This window comes from Parabacteroides sp. CH2-D42-20 (genome assembly GCF_003670185.1).
Classification (GTDB): domain Bacteria; phylum Bacteroidota; class Bacteroidia; order Bacteroidales; family Tannerellaceae; genus Parabacteroides; species Parabacteroides distasonis.
Window position 1 is genome coordinate 168,027 of record NZ_RAYG01000011.1, and the last position, 20,103, is coordinate 188,129.

The 20,103-nt window shown below is 45.7% G+C and carries 13 protein-coding genes; 7 read left to right on the top strand and 6 right to left on the bottom strand.

All coding sequences use genetic code 11. The annotated features are described in order from the left end of the window. Window positions 1-484: 484 nt before the first annotated feature. A complete protein-coding gene (locus D7V92_RS08745; protein ID WP_087346916.1) occupies window positions 485-1,861 on the top strand; it encodes an MATE family efflux transporter in 1,377 nt (458 codons plus the stop codon). Window positions 1,862-1,905: 44 nt separating this feature from the next. Here D7V92_RS08745 and D7V92_RS08750 read toward each other — a convergent pair whose 3' ends face one another. Both D7V92_RS08750 and D7V92_RS08755 read right to left on the bottom strand, forming a co-directional pair. Beyond that, complete coding sequence (locus D7V92_RS08750; RefSeq protein WP_121772701.1) at window positions 1,906-3,573, bottom strand: RagB/SusD family nutrient uptake outer membrane protein; 1,668 nt, start codon at window positions 3,571-3,573, stop codon at window positions 1,906-1,908. Window positions 3,574-3,589: 16 nt separating this feature from the next. After that, window positions 3,590-6,604, bottom strand: a complete 3,015-nt coding sequence (locus tag D7V92_RS08755; protein WP_121772702.1) for a TonB-dependent receptor — start codon at window positions 6,602-6,604, stop codon at window positions 3,590-3,592. Between the two features lie 213 nt (window positions 6,605-6,817). Between D7V92_RS08755 and D7V92_RS08760 the strand changes: the two genes are divergently transcribed. The 5 genes from D7V92_RS08760 to nadB all read left to right on the top strand — a co-directional run bounded on the left by D7V92_RS08760 (window position 6,818) and on the right by nadB (window position 15,129). Beyond that, window positions 6,818-7,429: an RNA polymerase sigma-70 factor gene (locus D7V92_RS08760; RefSeq protein WP_008778949.1), complete on the top strand. Its 612-nt coding sequence runs from the start codon at window positions 6,818-6,820 to the stop codon at window positions 7,427-7,429. A 23-nt stretch (window positions 7,430-7,452) separates the two neighbouring features. Next, window positions 7,453-8,454: a FecR family protein gene (locus D7V92_RS08765; protein ID WP_121772703.1), complete on the top strand. Its 1,002-nt coding sequence runs from the start codon at window positions 7,453-7,455 to the stop codon at window positions 8,452-8,454. Further along, window positions 8,451-10,199, top strand: a complete 1,749-nt coding sequence (locus D7V92_RS08770) for a RagB/SusD family nutrient uptake outer membrane protein (protein ID WP_005863709.1) — start codon at window positions 8,451-8,453, stop codon at window positions 10,197-10,199. The genes D7V92_RS08765 and D7V92_RS08770 overlap by 4 nt, the downstream gene beginning before the upstream one ends. A gap of 16 nt (window positions 10,200-10,215) precedes the next feature. Then, window positions 10,216-13,404, top strand: a complete 3,189-nt coding sequence (locus tag D7V92_RS08775) for a SusC/RagA family TonB-linked outer membrane protein (RefSeq protein WP_233572821.1) — start codon at window positions 10,216-10,218, stop codon at window positions 13,402-13,404. A 153-nt stretch (window positions 13,405-13,557) separates the two neighbouring features. Beyond that, on the top strand, window positions 13,558-15,129 hold the full coding sequence (nadB, locus tag D7V92_RS08780) for an L-aspartate oxidase (RefSeq protein WP_005860322.1): 1,572 nt from the start codon (window positions 13,558-13,560) through the stop codon (window positions 15,127-15,129). Between the two features lie 75 nt (window positions 15,130-15,204). Here the strand turns inward: nadB and rbr are convergent, their stop codons facing one another. Beyond that, a complete protein-coding gene (rbr, locus tag D7V92_RS08785) occupies window positions 15,205-15,783 on the bottom strand; it encodes a rubrerythrin (RefSeq protein WP_008777696.1) in 579 nt (192 codons plus the stop codon). A gap of 289 nt (window positions 15,784-16,072) precedes the next feature. Between rbr and D7V92_RS08790 the strand changes: the two genes are divergently transcribed. Continuing rightward, complete coding sequence (locus D7V92_RS08790) at window positions 16,073-17,752, top strand: SulP family inorganic anion transporter (protein ID WP_005860327.1); 1,680 nt, start codon at window positions 16,073-16,075, stop codon at window positions 17,750-17,752. 53 nt (window positions 17,753-17,805) lie between these two features. On the opposite strand, the gene D7V92_RS08795 is transcribed toward D7V92_RS08790, so the two are convergent. The 3 genes from D7V92_RS08795 to D7V92_RS08800 form a co-directional block, all read right to left on the bottom strand. Further along, on the bottom strand, window positions 17,806-19,251 hold the full coding sequence (locus tag D7V92_RS08795; RefSeq protein ID WP_121772704.1) for a PA14 domain-containing protein: 1,446 nt from the start codon (window positions 19,249-19,251) through the stop codon (window positions 17,806-17,808). Between the two features lie 104 nt (window positions 19,252-19,355). Continuing rightward, on the bottom strand, window positions 19,356-19,514 hold the full coding sequence (locus D7V92_RS22220) for a hypothetical protein (RefSeq protein WP_199718902.1): 159 nt from the start codon (window positions 19,512-19,514) through the stop codon (window positions 19,356-19,358). Window positions 19,515-19,582: 68 nt separating this feature from the next. Continuing rightward, complete coding sequence (locus D7V92_RS08800) at window positions 19,583-20,038, bottom strand: hypothetical protein (RefSeq protein ID WP_005863718.1); 456 nt, start codon at window positions 20,036-20,038, stop codon at window positions 19,583-19,585. Between the last annotated feature and the right edge of the window lie 65 nt (window positions 20,039-20,103).

Consider the following 20,103-nt stretch of genomic DNA (forward strand, 5'->3'; position numbering starts at 1 on the left):
TAGTGATTTTGAGATACAATCAGCCAGTAGGGAGATGCGGCACACTACGTATCTACTAGTTGTATTATGTATTTAAAATATTAGCATATAAGCATTTGCAGTTTTTATAGTAAAAAACAAAAGTTTATCAAGCAGAAAACTTTTGTTTCCCTATATAGAAACTAAAGTTTCTTCAGCACGAAACTTTTGTTTTCCCTAATAGAAACTACTTTTACATATATAGGCACTACGACACACGAACCTAAACGATAATTTGGTTTCTTGCGTTTTCTATCAAAACATGGTAGATAAAGAATGATAATTGTAGATATTTTCTATCTACAACCACTATATAAGATGTTTATTTATAAGGCATATAAGAAGGAATTGTAGATGTGGTAGATATTAAGTGTTTTTTATTAACTGGTAATTTATGGAACTCGATTATATAATCCAACAAGTTCTTGTAACTTTGCAGCCATTTTAATTGAAATCCCGATTGAATATGAAGAACAAATACGAGGCTAGGCTAGGTACGGAACGTATGCTACCGCTGGTTTTCAAAATGGCGCTTCCGGCGGTAGCGGCCCAATTTGTCAACTTACTTTATAATATCGTAGATCGTATCTATATCGGGCATATTCCCGAGATCGGGACAAACGCTTTGGCCGGTATAGGGGTGACCACCTCCATCGTGATCTTGATCTCCTCTTTCTCCGCTATCGTGGGAGCGGGCGGTTCGCCGTTAGCGGCCATCGCTCTCGGACAGGGCGACCGGGAACGGGCCGGAAAAATAGTGGGAAATGGATTTATATTGCTTATCCTATTTACTATATTCACTTCCCTCATCACCTATACCTTCATGGAACCGATCCTGCTTTTTACAGGAGCATCAAAATATACGTTAGGATATGCGGTGGATTATCTCTCTATTTATTTACTGGGCACTCTGTTTGTCGAGATATCCACGGGCTTGAATGCCTTTATCAACGCACAAGGGCGTCCGTCTATCGCTATGTGCTCGGTTTTGATCGGGGCTTTATTGAATATCGTATTAGACCCTATCTTCATTTTCTGGTTGGATATGGGGGTAAAAGGCGCCGCGCTCGCCACGATCCTATCGCAAGCTTGCAGTGCCATATGGGTATTGAGCTTCCTTTTCTCAAGACGTGCCTCCTTGTCTTTGGAAAGGCGGTATATGAGACTGGACCGAAGAATCGTACTCTCGATGTTCGCTTTGGGAATTTCTCCGTTCATCATGGCCAGCACGGAGAGTCTGGTCGGTTTCGTCTTGAATAGTAGTTTGAAAAATTTTGGCGATATCTATGTGAGCGCATTGGCTATCTTACAGAGTGCCATGCAATTCGCTAGCGTACCGCTGACCGGTTTCGCCCAAGGATTCGTACCGATCATAAGCTATAATTACGGACATGGAGACAAACAGCGGGTGAAAGATTGTTTTCGTATCGTGCTAATCGTTATGTTCTCTTTCAACTTGATACTCATGCTATTCATGATCTTATTCCCCTCAACCGTAGCCTCCGCTTTTACAAGCGACGAGGAGTTGATCGATACCGTCCGTTGGGTCATGCCCATCTTCTTGGCGGGTATGACGATTTTTGGCTTACAACGAGCTTGCCAGAATATGTTCGTAGCGTTGGGACAAGCTAAGATATCTATCTTTATCGCCTTGCTTCGTAAAGTAATCCTCTTGATTCCTTTGGCATTACTATTACCTCATTTTATGGGGGTAACCGGCGTATACGCGGCAGAAGCCGTATCGGATGCCACGGCCGCTATTTGCTGTACGTTGTTATTTATATGGAAATTCCCGAAGATACTAGGGAAAATCAAGCAAAAAGAAGAAAGGGCTGCCCAATAACGGACAGCCCCCTGATAAAGCCTTAAAGATTAAAATGAATCGTATTAATATCCCGGATTCTGTGTCAAGTTAGGATTCAGGCTAAGGATATCGGCATAGATGGAGAATACCGTTGTATATCCTGTCTTATCCTCTTGATAATCCAGCGAGCTGGCGGAATGTTTCACGCCTACATAGCGGTCTACCGTAGCCTCGGTAAACTTGCCGAAACGGATCAAATCCTGCCGGCGTACGCCTTCCCACGCTAATTCAAGCATACGCTCGTCTAATAGCGTATCCAGCGTTACGTTTTGTAGCGGTTTGGCGCCTACACGGTTACGAACTTGGTTCACCTCATCGTCTCCATTCTGTCCCAGACGAATCTTGGCTTCCGCCTTCATCAGCAACGCGTCGGCGAAACGGAAGATCACGCAGTCATTTCCATGCAAGTTTCCACCATCCTGAGCATTCTGGTCGAACTCATATTTAGCCATGCGGGCACCGGCGGTCTTCACCAACAAACCATCGGAGGCATCCATATATACCTTCGGGGCGTTCGGCTCATATTTCAAAGGCACTTTCTGTCCGTCCCATTCCGTATAGATCGTCTTTCCATCCGGGCCGGTCACCTCGCCCGTAAAATAAGTAAGCTTACAACGAGGATCCTCATCCGCCGTACCGAACTTAAACACGTTCATCGCCTTCACCGTAGCGCAAGAGCCATTCCATCCGGATTGGCCGTAAGCGGTTGCATGATCATAATGGCGGGTACGTACCAAATTGTAGTCCTTAGCGTCCGGATAAGCGACCGGGTCCATAGGAACCGTGAAAATATTCTCAACCGAGGTCTCGTTCGCTACGGCGAAATTCTCAGAGAAGTTTCCCTGCAATTTATAGCCCAAAGCCTCCAACTTATCCACATAGGCGATCGTAGCTTCCCAAGCGTTCATCTCTTTACCGTCAACGGTAAACTTGATGTTCTTTCCATCCGGACGATTACCGTCCGTCCAATTGTCGTCCGCATAAACCTCCGCGTTCAACGCCAACTTAGCCAAGATCATATAAGCCACCGGCTTGGTAATACGCCCGTAATACTCACCTTTTTGGTTACTGCGGTTATCCGAAAGATAAGGCAACGCCTCCTCCAACTCCGAACGGACAAAGTTAAATACAACGCTACGCTCAGATTGCTTTACCTCAGACATCGGTGTCGTAGAGGAAGTTACCAACGGAACACGAGCGAACAAATCCAACAACTCATAATAGAAAAACGCACGGACCGCACGGACCTCTTCCAGATAAACCTTGAAATATTCCACGTCCGGTTGTTCCTCGGCAAAGGCTTGCAACTTATCAACACTCTGGTTGCATTTTCCGATCTGCTCATACAAGAAATCCCAAGAGTTCTTGGTCAAATCATTCATCGTGCCCCAACGGTGTAAGAAAATATTCTGCCATAAACCGCCATCTTCCCAGTCGCCAATACGGCAAGGAAGCATAGCCTCATCGCTGGAGAAAGTATTCAAGTCATATACATGACGGTCGTTACCCATGATCTTGAACATATTATTGTACAGGCTCGCAACCGTGTTTACATAGACCAACGTAGGGCTTTGAAACGCCGTCTCCTCATCAAACGCATCCGTAGGACGCTCTTCCAAAAAATTAGAACAGGAAGAAAATGCCGCTGCGGCAGCGGCTATCATAAAGCTATATATAAATTTCTTTTTCATGACTCTTTAAATGGATTTAGAAGTTAACACTCAAACCTAATGAATACGTACGGGATAACGGATAGAAACGTTTGTTATCCATACCTAGGTCATTATTATCTTTATCGACCGTCGTACTGTTAATCATCGGAGACAAACCGGAGTAACCCGTGATCGTAGCTACGTTGTTCACCGAGAATGTCACACGGATATTCTTCACGTATTTCTCGATCTTTTTGCAATCGATGTTGTAACCCAACGTAATATAATCGATATTCAAATAATTACCCTTTTCCAACCAATAATCAGAGATCGACTGGTCGTAGATCTTGCTTTCCGGAGCCTTAGCCAACGCGTTGTATGTAGGGAACTGGCTCAAGTTCATATAAGCTAGCGATGTACCGTTGAAGATCTTATGACCGAAAGCGCCGTTCATCTGCGTCATCAAGTCAAAGCGTTTGTAGCGGAAGCTGAAGTTCATTCCCAGATAATATTTCGGCATGGCTTGTCCGGCGATATAACGGTCGCCACCATCATTGGTATCCAAACCCTCTTTTCCATCGATCGTCTGATCCAAGTTGTAGATATAGCGGCCTTCGATAGCGTTTCCATTCTCATCCAAAGCCGGAGTCAAGCCCAAGCAACGAGGAATGTAGAACACTCCGACAGGCTGGCCTACCATCTGATAAACCACACGGTTGTTTCCTACGAAACCGGCACCACTCATACTGGACAGATCCATATATTGTTTCGCCTGCAACTCTTGTCCCATATAAGAACCGCTCAAGGAGTTCAATTTATTCTTCTGGTAAGAGAAATTCACGCCCATGTTAAAATCGAAGTCCTTTGTCTTCACGATACCACCGCTTACAGCCAATTCCACGCCGGAGTTGGTCATCTCTCCCAAGTTCGCCAATAATTCCGGATATACGAACGGAGGAACCGGAACCGCGTATTTATACAACAGATCCGTAGTCTTGGAAGTATACCAATCGGCGGTCAACGTAAAGCGGCCATCGAGGATACCAGCGTCCACACCCACATCGAATGTCTTTTTCACCTCCCAACGCAAGTCCGGGTTCGAGTTACGTGTAAAGCCATAGGTAGCGGTAGAATTTCCATTGACGGAAGTCACGCCGTTCGGGCTCATCAAAGCTAACGAGTTATAAGCCTCGATAGCATCTTGGTTACCGGTCAGACCATAACCCGCACGTAGTTTCAACTGGCTCAGCCAATCCACGTCTTTCAAGAAAGCCTCCTCATTCAACACCCAAGCGGCGGAAGCGGAAGGGAAGAAGCCCCATTTATTATTCATACCCAATTTAGAGGAACCGTCCGCACGTAAGTTCACGGTGGCGATAAAACGGTTGTCATACATATAATTGAAACGACCCATGAATGAGGCCAGACGATTCTCGTTTTGGAAAGAAGTCACGTCTCCGTATTTCACCGTACCACCCGCTTTCAGGTTGTTATAACCGAAGTAATCCGTCTCAAAGCCACGGGCACCGGCGCTAAATCCCGTATAATGATATTTTTGTCCCTCTACCAAGGCCAAAGCGTCGATATGATGTTTCTCATTCAAATCCTTATTATAGGATAACTGGATATTACCCATCAAGATATTCTGCTTATTATCCGCACGGTAACCATGAGCGTCGGAAGTTTGCGTAATCGCCTTCAAATCTTTCGGGATATACTTCATGTTCTCCTTCACGTTATACGTATAAGAGCCGAATGCGCTCAGTTTCAACCCGTCCAGAATCGTCCAAGTCAATTTACCGTGTACGTTCACGTAAGCGTTCTTCTCACGATCCTGTATCTCAAGACGTCCCAGCGGGTTCTGGATCTCGTTCGCGTAGGGATCCTCATCCCATTTGCCATCCTCATTCTTATGCGTAGGGAAGGTTGGGTTGTAAGTAGCGGCCGAATAGAAAGTTTTCTCATAATCGTTCGTATAATCCACTTGCTTCAAGGAACCGAACATACCGAACTCGATTTTCAACTTATTGTTGAACATATTCTGGGAAGCGTCCAGTTTAGCCGTATAATTCTTCATACCGCTATTCTTGATAATACCCTGTTGATCGATCACGCCTACAGAAGCACGATAATTCGAATCGTCGTTACCCGCGCCGAAAGAGATGTTATGGTTCTGCGTATAACCCAATTGCTCGATCTCGTCGAAGAAATTCGTATTACCACCCATATCCAGCGGAGTCATGCCTAACGCCTTCGCCGTAGAGCGGAACTCATCGGCGGATAACATCTTCAAGTTCTTATAAACATTACTGATACCGAAGTTGCCGTTATAACTCAACGTCTTCATACCGTTCTTACCTTTCACCGTAGTCACTACGATTACACCGGCGGCACCACGTGAGCCGTACTGAGCGGTCTCGGAAGCGTCCTTCAAGATCGTGAACGTCTCGATGTCGGCGGGAGCGATCGCGTCCAACATGCTCAAATCACCGAATACGCCATCGATAATCACCAAGGGATCATTACCACCGGACAAAGAGGTCGTACCACGTACACGGATAGAAGGCTTAGAGGCAGGGTCGCCACCCGTCTTGGAGATTACCACACCGGCAACCTTACCCTTCAAGGATTCCAACGGCGTGTTTACCACACCTTGATTCATATCCTCTTTCTTGATACGCTCTACCGCACCGGAGATCGTACGCTTGCTACCAGTAGCGTAACCTACTACTACCACCTCGTCCAACGCTTCTACATCCTCGTCCAGAATGATATTCAGGTTCTGCTGTCCATTTACCGGGATCTCTTGTGATTTATAACCGATATAAGAGATGGTCAGAGTCCCGTCTTTCGGAGCTGCCAACGTGAAATTTCCGTCCATATCGGAAATCGTACCATTCGTTGTTCCTTTCACAAGGATACTAGCTCCAATAATCGGATCGCCGAATTTAGAGTCTTTCACTACACCTTTTACGGTAATGTCTTGAGCATAACTGCTAAAGGAAAGAAAAAGTCCCAAAAGAAGTAGGAACAAACCTCTTTCCCGCAAAGAGAAGAAATGCTTTTTCATGCTTTACAATTTAAGATTACTAAATTAATTTTATTTATTTCGTTTGCTTGATAAAACAACCAAGAGGGGGAATCCCCCCCTTCTCGGACATAAAATAATCTTACAGGAATAAAGGGCGGGTAAAAGCGGGCCTAGTTGTTATATAATAAATTGATTTGATCATAAAATAGAATACTTTTGTTACATTTGCCTCAATCTTTTATCTAAAGTGGTATGTGTGAGCAATTGTATCTAACGGATGATCGTCTTCTTTTCGATAAGATCAGAGGGGGCAACGCAAAGGCGTTCGAATACGCTTTTCGCAAGTTCTCTCCCCGTTTAGAGGCATTTGCCCAGAAATACACCAACGATACAAACGAGGCGGAGGATATCGTACAGGATGTATTCTTGAAATTATGGGAAAGAAGGGAGTTGCTGGATAACATCTCGCTGGCCTCTTTTCTTTTCATGATGGTAAGGAATAGTTGTCTAAACTATTTAAAACACCGTCAGATAGCCGATTCGGTACAGCAACGGATACCGGATACCGAGACTGCCGAGCGATTATACGCGGCGGACTTCGTACCCGACCCTTCCTCCTTGCTGATCCAAAAGGAACTGTCCGACTCGATCGATCAGATTATGGAGGAACTACCGCCCAAATGCAAGGAAGCGTTCGTTCTCAGCCGTCTGAATGGCTTGAAAAACCGGGAGATAGCGGAACATATGGCTATTACGGAGAAAGTGGTGGAGAAACACATTACCCGTGCCTTGAAACGATTCCGGGATGGATTAAGGCGTTATGCCTTATTACTGGGAACGCTCCTTAGTCTTTGGAAATGGTAATACAGATTTAGTAAAACAGGAAAATGGAGAATAAACGATTCGAACATATAATTACACGGTATCTGAAAGGCAAGGCGACCCCGGAGGAAGAAGCGGAGTTGCTTCAAGCCATCCATACCTCCAAGGAATGGGAGGCCGCTTTCCGGAAGCGAACCGCCGAATGGAATCCTTTGGAAGAGACTGAAGCCGATCCGGAAACGGACCGGAAATGGAATCGGATCGCTTCGATCATCACGCCCTCGGAATCTCAATCGCAAACCGAAGAGGCACCGGTTATTTCCTTGGTCTCAACTTCTTCCCGAAGAATATGGTTCTCGATAGCAGCGGTGGTCTTACTATTGCTTGTATCCGGAGTTACCGTCTATTTCTTGAATCAAGGCGGAAAAGCGGGAACAGGAAATGCCGAATGGCAAACGATTATAGCTGCGCAAGAGGATCGTTCGATCCTTTTACCCGATGGTAGTTCCGTTTATTTGAGAGAGAATTCCGAGCTAAGCTATCCGGAGGTATTCGCCTCTTCCGTACGAGAAGTGAAAATCAGAGGAGAAGCCTTCTTTGAGGTTACTCCCAATAGCGAGCAGCCTTTTATAGTTGATGCTTCCGGCTTATCGGTCAAGGTACTGGGAACCTCTTTCAGCGTACAGACCTCCGATCAAGGAAACGAGATCTCCGTGATCTTGGTAGAAGGAAAGGTGAGCCTGAATAACGCGCATGAGAAAGAATTGGTACAGTTGCATCCGAACCAAAAAGCCGATTATTTCGTGAATGACGAACATTATACGGTAACGGAAGTTGATAGTGAACGGCTTACCTCGTGGAGAAAAGGGATCATCTTTTATGATAACGCTTCCTTAGATGAAATCGTACGCTTGATCGAACAAACCTATAAGGTCTCACTCATGTACACACGTCCGGAAAACGATGATCAACGTTTCTCCGGCGCTTTTCTAAAGACACAAAAATTAGAAACCGTATTACAACAAACCAATAAACTCACGGGTACGAACTTGATTCTTATTCAATGAAGAGATACGCGCCACTGCTGTTAACCTTTCTTTTTCTCCCGCTGCTCTTCTCCTGCTTCGATCTGGAAGAAGACCTATACGACCAGCTGGAGAAAGAGGATTATTATACGGATTATGAATCCTTAATGGCCTCCGTACTCCGTCCTTATGAGCATGCGAAATGGGCGGAGACTAATTTCTCTTTCTGGCTGCAAGAGTTATCGGCGGATCAGCTCGTGATCACCCAAAAACGAGAGCATTGGGAAGACGGGGGCGTATGGCGTATGATCCACCAACATACATGGGACACGTACGAGAAAAACAGCGAGCAAATGTGGAACGCTTGCTACGGAGGTATCGGATATTGTAATAATACATTGGCGGATATCCAAGAGTTATCATATGATAACTTCGGACTCGCAGAGTCCGACAAGCGGCAGCATATCGCCGAGCTTACCGCTTTACGGGCTTATTTCCAACTTTTACTTCTGGATGCGTTCCGCATCCCCGCGATCTCCCTCACGACAGAGGAAGAGGTCGGTTCGGCTACCCCACAAGAAAATTTCCACTTTATAGAAGAGAGCTTATTAAACGCCATCCCCGATTTACCCAAGGCACCCTCTAAGAATTACGAGGGACGGATCACCCAAGGAGCGGCGGCCGTATTATTGATGAGGCTCTATTTTAACGCGTCTTGGTACATCAATATACCGATGTGGGAACAGACCGGAGCGCTTTGCGAACGGATTATCAACGGAGAGTTCGGCACTTACTCTCTCACCTCGGAATGGACCGATTTATGGAACGCAGGCAATCAAGATTGTCCGGAATTAATCTGGTCTTATCCCCAGTCCCGGCAAGTAGGATATGATGATTTTTACTATCTGTTTTTTATGCACTACCAAGCGCCCGAACGATTCGGCTGTGGCAAGGATTTGCCGGCGGCCTATAATGGTTGTCACCTCAGTCCCTCTTACGATCCATCCGGCAAGCCCTACCCTTATACGTTAGGACGCACGTTTTCCAAATTTCCTGATACGGATCTCCGGAAGAAGAACTTCAAGGTACTCTCACAAGGCATTTACGAGGGATTATTCCTCTTCGGTCCCCAACAGATATACAATAGCGACCAGCTTCAGTATGGTGCCGAGGAATGGGGAAATTACCCCCTCATTTTCATAGATCAAGTAGCACGTTATTCCGACCATCTATCCGATACGGAAAAGAAAGCGCTCACAGATAAACAATTATCTTCCGATACGCCGTGGATCATACAAGATAAAAGATTCACCTCCCTCGCATCCAATATCAAGACCGGCGAGGAGAATACAGGTATCCGTATCGTGAAATATCCGCTTTATCCATCCGGAGACGTGGGGCTGATGGCGAATAATCTGGTAGTGTTACGGCTAACAGAGGTTTATTATACGCTGGCGGAAGTTTCCTTTCGTCTGGGTAATCCAGCCAAGGCCGAGGCGATCTTGAACCAGATACGCAAACGATACTATGCGCCGGAAGACTGGGAACAAGTACGCTATCCGGAAGATGGCTCCGTCCTTACCGCACAGGAATTATTGGATGAATGGGGACGTGAATTTCTAGCGGAGAAACGAAGACGTACCGATTTAAACCGGTTCGGCCTATTCACGACCGGTATCTGGTGGGATAAGCAACCCTCCGATAGTTATCGCCGGTTCTATCCGATACCTGCCCGGGCGATATCGGCCAATCCCTTATTGAAACGCTCGGAAGGATATATCTATTAACCGTTTAATTCACCCTATGCAAATCAAGATATACATATCATTCTTAATAACGGCTCTGTTCCTTTGCGTCCCGCATACACGGGCCCAAGAGATCGAGGTTCCCATCACCTTGAATGAACATGGGACTCAATTAAGGGATGTATTGCGGAAAATAGAGCAACAATCCCCTTATCTTTTCCTATACAACGAGACTCAGTTGGATATGAAACAGAAAATCAATGAGAAAATAACCTCGCCGGATATCCGTAAAATACTAGACCGGCTATGCGGACCGATCGGGATACGCTATGAGATCATGGACGTACAAATCTTGTTGATGCCTAAGATCGATACGGGGAAGCCCAAGCCCTATCCAGTACCGGTTACGGGTTATATCACGGATGAGAAAGGGTCTCCCATGGAATTTGTCTCGGTAATCGACCTTCTTTCCGGTAAAGGAGGACTAACGAATGAGGAAGGGTATTTCCGCTTCTTTACGGATAAGGATTCGTGCCGGCTACAAATCTCCCATCTGGCCTATAAACCGGAGCTAAGGACGGTGGGGCCCGATAACCGTCATTTACAGATCCAATTGATACCGGCCGTCTTTAATTTGGACGAGGTGGTAGCGATCGGCTACGGAACCTTGGCACGCAAGGAGCTGACATCAGCCGTGGGTTATGTATCCTCGGAACGGTTCTTATCCGGGAAGGTCAACAATCCCATCCAAGGCATCAAAGGATTGATCGCCGGAATGAGCATCTCGGGATCTTCCTTGTCCGATATAAACTCGATACCGGATATACAGATACGGGGCGCCGGGTCTATTTTGGCCGGAAACAATCCGCTAGTCGTGGTAGATGGGGTACCCGGAGTATCCTTGAATAGTTTATCACTAGCCGAAATCGCCTCCATATCGGTATTAAAAGACGGATCTTCCGCCGCCATTTACGGATCGAACGGGGCTAACGGAGTGATCTTGATAACGACCAAAAGCGGTAAAAGCTCGGATAAGTTGCAGGCCAATTACCAAACCTACCTAGCGGCCGCTCACGAATATAATAGACCTCGTGTCCTTTCGCCCGAAGCCTTTGTAGCAGCCGGGAGAGACGCTGATCTAGGGTACCATACGGATTGGCAAGCCGCTTTGATACGTTCCTGCCCCTTGGAACAAAATCATGATTTATCCATTCAAAACGGATGGAAAAGCGGGGCGTTCCGTATCTCCATGAATTACAGGGACGGACAAGGGTTAGACATCGTATCCTCCCGCCGGGAGTACGCCTTACGTACCCATATCAGCCAAAACCTCCTCTCCGGCTATCTGGAGCTAACCGTATCGCTCGCTTACAAAAAACAACATTTGCGCCTAGGTAACCATACAGCTTTCCAACAGGCGATGCTAGCCAATCCTACCGCCCCGATCTATACCGATGAGGAGGAGACGGAGTATCTCTATCCTTCCGGTTTCGAGCGGGATAATCCCGTAGCCTCACTAAAAGAGGAAAACCGGCAACAAGAGAACCAGTTTATGACCGGCTCGCTAACCGCACGGATCAACTGGAGCAAACCTTTTTACTCCACCATTATGCTCGCCGAGAACCGGGAAGAGAGTGAGGAAAATGTCTATTGGACCTCACGGGCCAAAGAATCCGTAGACAATAACCGGAAAGGGCGAGCGGATCGTACCTCTTCCAAATATGTAAACCGGACGCTAGACTGGACCAATCATTACGATAATACGTGGGACCAGCACATGGTCAAAGCGATGATAGGCTATTCATTCCAACGTTGGGATCATTCGGGAATGAACGCCGGAAATGCCGACTTTCCTACCGACTTCTTCACATGGAACAACATAGGCACCGGTTCTTACCTTACCGATGGAAAAGCGACTTTAAGCTCATTCAAGAATTCCAGCAAGTTGATCAGTGTCTTTGCCCGGTTTAATTATTCCTACCGGGACTTATTGATGCTTTCCGCTTCGTTTCGCAGGGAAGGTTCCAGTAAATTCGGGGCGAATCATAAATGGGGCAACTTCCCTGCCCTTTCGGGTGGTATACGCTTGAGCGAGTTACCCACCTTCCAAACGGAATGGTTGGACGATCTTAAATTCAGGGTTGGTTACGGGGTATCGGGCCGCCATAATTTCTCCCCTTACCAATCGCTAGAGACGTACGCCGGAGCGGGTAAAGTCATGGTAGATGGCAAATGGATACAAGTATTCGGACCTAGCAATAACCCTAATCCGGATTTACGCTGGGAAAAAAGTCTGCATACCAACATAGGCGCCGAGGCGATCTTATTCAACTCCCGCCTCATGCTCTCCTTGAATCTATTCAAACGTACGACAAAAGATCTCCTGTTTGTCTACAACGCGATCAAGCCTCCCATGATCCATGATAATATCACGACAAACGTAGGCACTATCGACTCCAAGGGGTTGGAATGGGAAATGAACTGGCTACCTGTGCGTACAAAGAATTTTCAATATTCGGCAAGCCTCACGGGTAGCCTATTGAGCAGTACGCTGAAAAGCCTTTCCAACAACCAGTTCAAGCTAGGCTATACCTATCTGTATGATCTTCCCACCCCCGGATTACCCGGCCCGGCTATCCGCTTGGAGGAGGGAAAGCCAATCGGCTCCTTTTTCGGTTGGCGCTATGCCGGAACCGACGCCGAGGGTAATATCTTGGTATGGAGCAAAGACGGGAGAAAGATCCCGACCACGGAACGAACCGAGGAAGACAAGAATTTTATCGGCAACGGCGTACCGAAAGTGCAGCTCTCTTTCAGCCATACGTTTACTTGGAAGAATTTTGATTTACGATTGTTTTTCACCTCTTGGCTGGGGTACGACCTGTTGAATCTGAAACAAATGTACTACGGGCTACAAAACGTACCGGTTACCAATCTTTTAGAAGACGCTTATACCCGTAACGACGCCATCAAGGGAGACAAGATCTATTGCGATTATTTTCTTGAGAATGGTAATTTCCTGAAATTAGAAGAATTGACCTTGGGATATAAAATTCCTCTCCCAGACAATAAATGGATTCAATCGTTACGCTGCTATTTCTCGGTAAATAATGTATTTACACTTACCGGATATACCGGAGGCGATCCCGCTAATATCAACGTGAATGGCGTAGAACCCGGTATCGAGACCACTTCCATCTATCCTGTAGCCCGTACCTTCACGCTGGGATTATCCGTCCAATTCTAAAGACCTCCACTGCAAGCCGGGTTGCAGTAACACAACCCGCAAGGCTCTATCCGGGAAACCTGTAGTCAATATTTATTTTGTACGAAAAGCAAGCGCAAAAGGAACAACCTAATCAGTTAATCCCTAACTTTGTGAGCCTAAACAGTAGAAAACATGGTACAAAGATTCGATTACTTAGTGATAGGCTCGGGAATCGCCGGTATGAGTTTCGCTCTGAAAGTAGCCAATGAGGGCAAGAGCGTAGCACTTATCTGTAAAGCCGGACAAGAAGAAGCCAACACATATTTCGCGCAAGGAGGTATCGCTTCCGTAACCAACTTGAAAGTAGATAATTTCGAGAAGCACATAGAAGACACGATGATCGCCGGCGACTGGATCAGTGACCGGGCAGCCGTGGAGAAAGTCGTGCGCGAGGCCCCTGCCCAGATCGAGGCGCTTATCCGATGGGGAGTTAATTTCGATAAGAAAGAAAGCGGAGAATTCGATCTGCATAAAGAAGGAGGACACTCCGAGTTTCGTATCCTGCACCATGCCGACAATACGGGAGCCGAGATACAGACGAGCTTGATAGAAACGGTAAACAACCATCCCAACATCGCCGTATTCACGAACCATTATGCGGTAGAGATTATCACCCAGCACCATATGGGCATTATCGTCACCCGCCATACCCCCGGTATCAAATGTTTCGGTGCCTATGTATTGAACGAGGATACGGGCGAGGTACATACTTTCTTGTCAAAGATAACCGTTATGGCGACAGGCGGTTGCGAGGCCGTTTACCGGAATACGACAAACCCGCTGGTAGCTACCGGAGACGGTATCGCCATGGTTTATCGCGCGAAAGGCTCCGTAAAAGATATGGAGTTTATCCAGTTCCACCCGACCGCCTTGTATCATCCGGGCGACCGTCCCTCTTTCCTCATCACCGAGGCGATGCGCGGATATGGAGCTGTATTGAGAAACCTTGGCGGCGAGGAGTTCATGCATAAATATGATCCCCGTCTTTCCTTGGCTCCCCGTGATATCGTAGCCCGTGCGATCGATAGCGAGATGAAACAACGGGGTGAAGACCATGTCTATTTGGACGTGACGCACAAAGATCCGGAAGAGACGAAGAAACATTTCCCCAATATCTATAAGAAATGCCTCAGCTTAGGGATCGATATCACGAAAGATTACATCCCGGTAGCCCCTGCGGCCCATTATTTATGTGGAGGTATCAAGGTAGACTTAAACGGGCAATCCAGCATCCGTCGCCTATATGCGATCGGAGAATGTTCTTGTACCGGCCTGCACGGTGGTAACCGCTTAGCTTCAAACTCATTGATCGAGGCAGTTGTATATGCCGACGCCGCGGCAAAACACTCATTAAGCGTCATGGATCGCTATGAGTTTAACCAAGATGTACCGGAATGGAACGATGAGGGAACGATCACCAATGAAGAGCGTGTATTGATCACTCAAAGCATGAAAGAGGTAAACCAGATCATGGAAGCGTATGTAGGTATCGTTCGTAGTAACACACGTTTGATCCGTGCGTGGAACCGTTTGGATATTTTATATGAGGAGACAGAGAGCCTTTTCAAACGTTGTAAGGCATCCCGTGAATTATGTGAGTTGCGTAATATGATCAATGTAGGTTATTTGATCACTCGTCAAGCGATGGAACGGAAAGAGAGCCGGGGATTACATTATACGATTGATTACCCACCGATTAAATAATTGAAAATTGAGAATTGAAAATTGAGAATTACTAACTATGTTAATTCTCAATTTTCAATTCTCAACTTTTAATTATCAATAGTTCTGTTTCATCGGTTCGAAATAAGCTTGCGGATGAGCGCATGCCGGACAGTTAACCGGAGCTTTCTTGCCCTCGAATACGAAACCACAGTTGCGACATTGCCACAAGATAGCCTCAGCTTTCTCAAATACCGTACCTGTTTCTACATTATTCAATAACTTACGGTAACGATTCTCATGCTCTGCCTCTACCTTAGCGATCATCTTGAAAGCTACAGCGATAGCGGGAAAACCTTCTTCCTCTGCGATCTTAGCGAACTCAGGATACAATTCAGCCCACTCCTCATTCTCACCAGCTGCCGCGGCGGCCAAGTTCTCAGCGGTTGTTCCGATTACGCCTGCAGGATAAGAAGCGGTAATCTCAACCATTCCACCTTCCAAGAATTTAAAGAAACGTTTAGCGTGTTCCTTCTCTTGCTCGGCTGTTTCCATGAAAACACCTGCGATTTGCTCGTAACCTTCTTTCTTGGCTACGCTAGCGAAAAATGTGTAACGACTTCTTGCCTGAGATTCTCCGGCGAATGATTTCAATAAATTCTGCTCGGTACGTGTACCTTTAATACTTTTTTCCATAATGCTAATTTTATGTAGTAAATTAATGAGTCTGTTTTGTATATCGTTTTTCTCATGACCGATCAAAAGTAAGAATTTGTTTCCAAACATCGATTACGCAAACATTAAATAATATCTATAGGGAGATAGATATCACTTATTTATCAAGGAGCAACTTCTTTACCTTTATATTATGAAACAACAAATCCTCCTAAATTGTTTACACAAAACCGGAATGCGTCTTTAGATTTTTTGCATCTTCTTTATTTTATTAACTTTGCATCCTCAAATCAAACAGGCAAGAAGAAAAATGAAGAACAAATTTGATTTTCAGCCCAAACTCTTTACGGCGCTGAGAAATTATTCCAAAGAGAGGTTCATGACGGATCTCATGGCGGGTATAATTGTCGGCATAGTTGCCCTACCACTCGCCATCGCTTTTGGTATCGCCTCCGGGGTAAGTCCGGAAAAAGGATTGATCACGGCTATTATCGGTGGATTCATTGTCTCCCTTTTAGGAGGCTGCAACGTACAGATCGGCGGACCTACCGGAGCGTTTATCGTGATCGTTTATGGCATTATACAGAACTTCGGCATCGAAGGGCTTGCCATCGCTACCGTCATAGCGGGTATTATTCTGGTATTGATGGGCGTGTTGAAGCTCGGTACCGTGATTAAGTTTATCCCCTACCCGATTGTCGTAGGTTTCACGAGTGGTATCGCTATCACTATCTTCACGACACAAATGAAAGACTTATTTGGATTGACTATGGATAAAGTCCCCGCCGATTTCATCTCTAAATGGATCGCATATTTCGGGGCGTTCGATACGGTTAACCCTTGGGCATTCGTTATCGGTATCATTAGTATCCTGATCATTACGTTAAGCCCGAGGCTAACGAAGAAAATTCCGGGTTCCTTGATCGCTATCGTCATCATGACGATCGTTGTTTACATTATGCGTAATCATTTGGGTATTACAGGTATCGAGACGATTGGAGACCGGTTTACTATTAACGCTTCCTTGCCAGCCCCGGCTCCGATCACGTTTAATATGGAAACTATCAACTTATTGCTTCCCTCCGCCTTTACGATCGCTATCCTTGGGGCTATCGAGTCTTTATTATCCGCTACGGTAGCGGATGGTGTGACAGGTGACAAGCATAATTCAAATACGGAACTAATCGCCCAAGGCGCGGCGAATATCATCGTTCCTATTTTTGGCGGTATTCCCGTGACCGGCGCCATCGCCCGCACAATGACCAATATAAATAATGGTGGACGAACTCCGGTTGCCGGTATTATTCACGCCATCGTATTATTATTGATCTTGCTTTTCCTCGGACCGCTTACCAAACACATTCCAATGGCTTGTCTGGCTGGCGTATTGATCATCGTATCCTATAATATGAGTGAGTGGCGTACGTTCCGTTCCTTGATGAAAAACCCGAAAAGCGACGTATCCGTCTTGTTGGTGACTTTCTTCCTGACGGTTATCTTTGATCTTACGATCGCTATCGAGATCGGTCTTTTGATCGCCATGTTATTCTTTATGCGCCGTGTGGCCGAGACCACGCATGTATCCGTCACCACGGATGAGATCGATCTTTCCGACGAGGGCGAGATTCATCATGACGAGGAAGTCCTCTCCCTGCCTAAAGGTGTAGAGGTATACGAGATCGATGGTCCGTTCTTTTTCGGCGTAGCGAATAAGTTCGACGGCATCATGAAAAGTATGGGAGATAAACCGAAAGTCCGCATCATCCGTATGCGTAAGGTTTCGTTCATAGATTCTACCGGTCTGCATAACTTGGAAAGTCTTTTCCGTCTTTCCGAGGCAGAGCATATCCATATGATACTTTCCGGGGTCAATGAACATGTACACCGTGTATTGACAAAATCCGGATTCGATAAGAAGATTGGCGCAGAAAATATTTGCAGTAATATCAATGAGGCGGTAGAGAAAGCGAAAGCTGCCGTACAAGACTAAGATACTATCAGACAGTGGGAGACGCAGCATGCTGCGTCTCTACAACTGGATATTTATTCCGGTAAATAATACCAGTCCTCTGGTAAGACAGCTTCCTTTATTTTACGGCTGGAAACCCCGACCTCCAAGGCCTCGCCCATATAATCCTCGAAATACAAAACACGTAATTCGTGGAAACCAGCGTCTAACGCTACCTTTCCTTTCGCTATACGAGCATTATGAGAGCCATCATTATCAACAATAGCTTTACCGTCTATAAATAGTTTGGAACCATCATCCGAATACGTATAAAAGCGATATACACCTTTTTCAGGGATATTTATCAACGTACGGAACTCATAAGCGAAATGATCCTTGGCCGGAGCCTCCTGAATAGAGATATTTTTCATCGTACCCTCTTTCACTTTTGTCCCGGAAGCGATCTGATCCGTATGTTTAAATTTACCTTCATAATAGGTATAAGCTACCCCGTGCTTTTTAGGTTCTACCGTTTTGGCGGGTAAGAATTCCATCGTTTCCTCATCCTTAGAGGTCAGGCCAGATGGATAATAATACGTATATTCCTTTCCGGACGGGGTACGAATCCATGAATCAAACTCAAACTTGCCCTCACGCAATTCAATGATACGGCCACCCCGCTCGAAATCTCCATAAGCGTCCCATCCGGATACACGCCCGAAAGCTAGCCCCACATTATATAACATTCCTATATAATCGTTATCATGATCGTGCCCGGCAAAAGTAGCCATCACATCCTTCATTTCCACCAAGGAAGCGAAGAAGCCCGTGTTGATCTTGGGAGAGGCGATTCCCTCTTCTTTCTGTCCTAATGTAGTCTCCGCCCCAACGATCTCATTATATTCCAACAGAGGAATATGGAAAAAAGCCAAGGCTGGCAACGGTTTGCCACCATTTTCCTTGGTATAGCGCATACTTTGCTCACGATACCAATGGATCTGGTCGAAATGAATCCAATCATACGTGCCATAATCCTTCAGCGTAGGATAATCGTTGGAGTCGATACAATACAATAAGGCCGCCGGTTTCTTTCCGTCCGAACTGTAGACCGGTACCACATAGTTTCCGGCTCCATGGATATCACCCGGTCCCTTCTCGCCCATAAAATAAGGTGATTTACTAAGCATGGCATAAATCTCGTCCTTGGGGACGATCTCCGCGTCATGATTTCCCATCATGACCGTAAACGGTATCTTGGCCTCCTCAAAGATCCCGATCACCGACTTCCATCCTTCCAAACCAGGGTTTGCTGTCACCACGTCGCCCGTCAGCATTGCCACATCCGGATTCTCCGCCTTTAATACGGATTGTATCGTAGCGACTGTCTTAGCGCATTTAGATGATTTCTGATCCCAATGAATGTCTGTAAATTGGACGATCTTGAATTTCCCATCCTTGAAAGCAAGCTGTTTTTGCGCGAATAAGCTCATCGGGGCGCAAAAGCACAACAAGGCGATCGCTAATAAAAAAGTCTTTTTCATGTTCTTCGATTTAGTAATTGGGGGCTAAGTTATAAAAAAAAGAGAGCGATGTATAAAAACAGGCTCTCTTCCTTATGTTAAATGCCACAATGAAACCCTTGCTGTCAAACAAAAGCTATATACATATCCGCAAGCCGGGTTTTCCTGTCAAAATGCGGGATCTCTTTTACTATTTTCTCACAATCCTCAAGGCTCATTCCTACTTTAGGTTCCCCCCAGTACCAAAGTTTAGGGGTATTCTGTTTTTTACTTGTTGACTCCATAATTCTCGTTGTTTTTATCGTAAGACAGGAAACGCTCAAATACCCCTATCCTCAAAATATATAAAAGATTAAAATAATGTGAATTTATATCCAACCGACAACCCCAATTTCAAATCCCGGTCATTGACACAATTCTGGAAATAGTTCACTCCCACATAAAATCTTTTTACCTCTATACCGGCCGCCGCCGTAGCTCCCAGATTCCAATATTCACCACTACCGGTGTAAGCACCCGCATTTAATCGGAGATTCACTTTATCGCTCAACGGAATATGAAAAGAAGCATACACGGGTACAAAAAAATCAATATTCCAATCATCTCCATATGAAAACGAATTCCCCGCGGTATGCAACAACAATCCCGTTTGTATAGAAAACAACCGTGATTGCGGAAAGTTTATATACGCCCCCGTCTGAAGCCCCCATCCATCTCCTCCTAGTATTCCGGTACGAGCTTCTATATCAGCGGCCTGCGATCGACCAAAAGATAAAAGCAATATTAACAGAACAAACAACTTCTTCATTACTTACAAGGTATTAATATTAATATTTAGATTGAATAAAAGTTCGACATATCATGATATAGAAC

Coding starts and splice junctions, on each gene's coding strand:
- D7V92_RS08750 (WP_121772701.1), bottom strand. CDS start 3,573: ATGAAAAAGAAATTTATATATAGCTTTATGATAGCCGCTGCCGCAGCG.
- D7V92_RS08800 (WP_005863718.1), bottom strand. CDS start 20,038: ATGAAGAAGTTGTTTGTTCTGTTAATATTGCTTTTATCTTTTGGTCGA.
- D7V92_RS08745 (WP_087346916.1), top strand. CDS start 485: ATGAAGAACAAATACGAGGCTAGGCTAGGTACGGAACGTATGCTACCG.
- D7V92_RS08770 (WP_005863709.1), top strand. CDS start 8,451: ATGAAGAGATACGCGCCACTGCTGTTAACCTTTCTTTTTCTCCCGCTG.
- D7V92_RS08795 (WP_121772704.1), bottom strand. CDS start 19,251: ATGAAAAAGACTTTTTTATTAGCGATCGCCTTGTTGTGCTTTTGCGCC.
- D7V92_RS08775 (WP_233572821.1), top strand. CDS start 10,216: ATGCAAATCAAGATATACATATCATTCTTAATAACGGCTCTGTTCCTT.
- nadB (WP_005860322.1), top strand. CDS start 13,558: ATGGTACAAAGATTCGATTACTTAGTGATAGGCTCGGGAATCGCCGGT.
- D7V92_RS08760 (WP_008778949.1), top strand. CDS start 6,818: ATGTGTGAGCAATTGTATCTAACGGATGATCGTCTTCTTTTCGATAAG.
- D7V92_RS08765 (WP_121772703.1), top strand. CDS start 7,453: ATGGAGAATAAACGATTCGAACATATAATTACACGGTATCTGAAAGGC.
- D7V92_RS08755 (WP_121772702.1), bottom strand. CDS start 6,604: ATGAAAAAGCATTTCTTCTCTTTGCGGGAAAGAGGTTTGTTCCTACTT.
- rbr (WP_008777696.1), bottom strand. CDS start 15,783: ATGGAAAAAAGTATTAAAGGTACACGTACCGAGCAGAATTTATTGAAA.
- D7V92_RS08790 (WP_005860327.1), top strand. CDS start 16,073: ATGAAGAACAAATTTGATTTTCAGCCCAAACTCTTTACGGCGCTGAGA.
- D7V92_RS22220 (WP_199718902.1), bottom strand. CDS start 19,514: ATGGAGTCAACAAGTAAAAAACAGAATACCCCTAAACTTTGGTACTGG.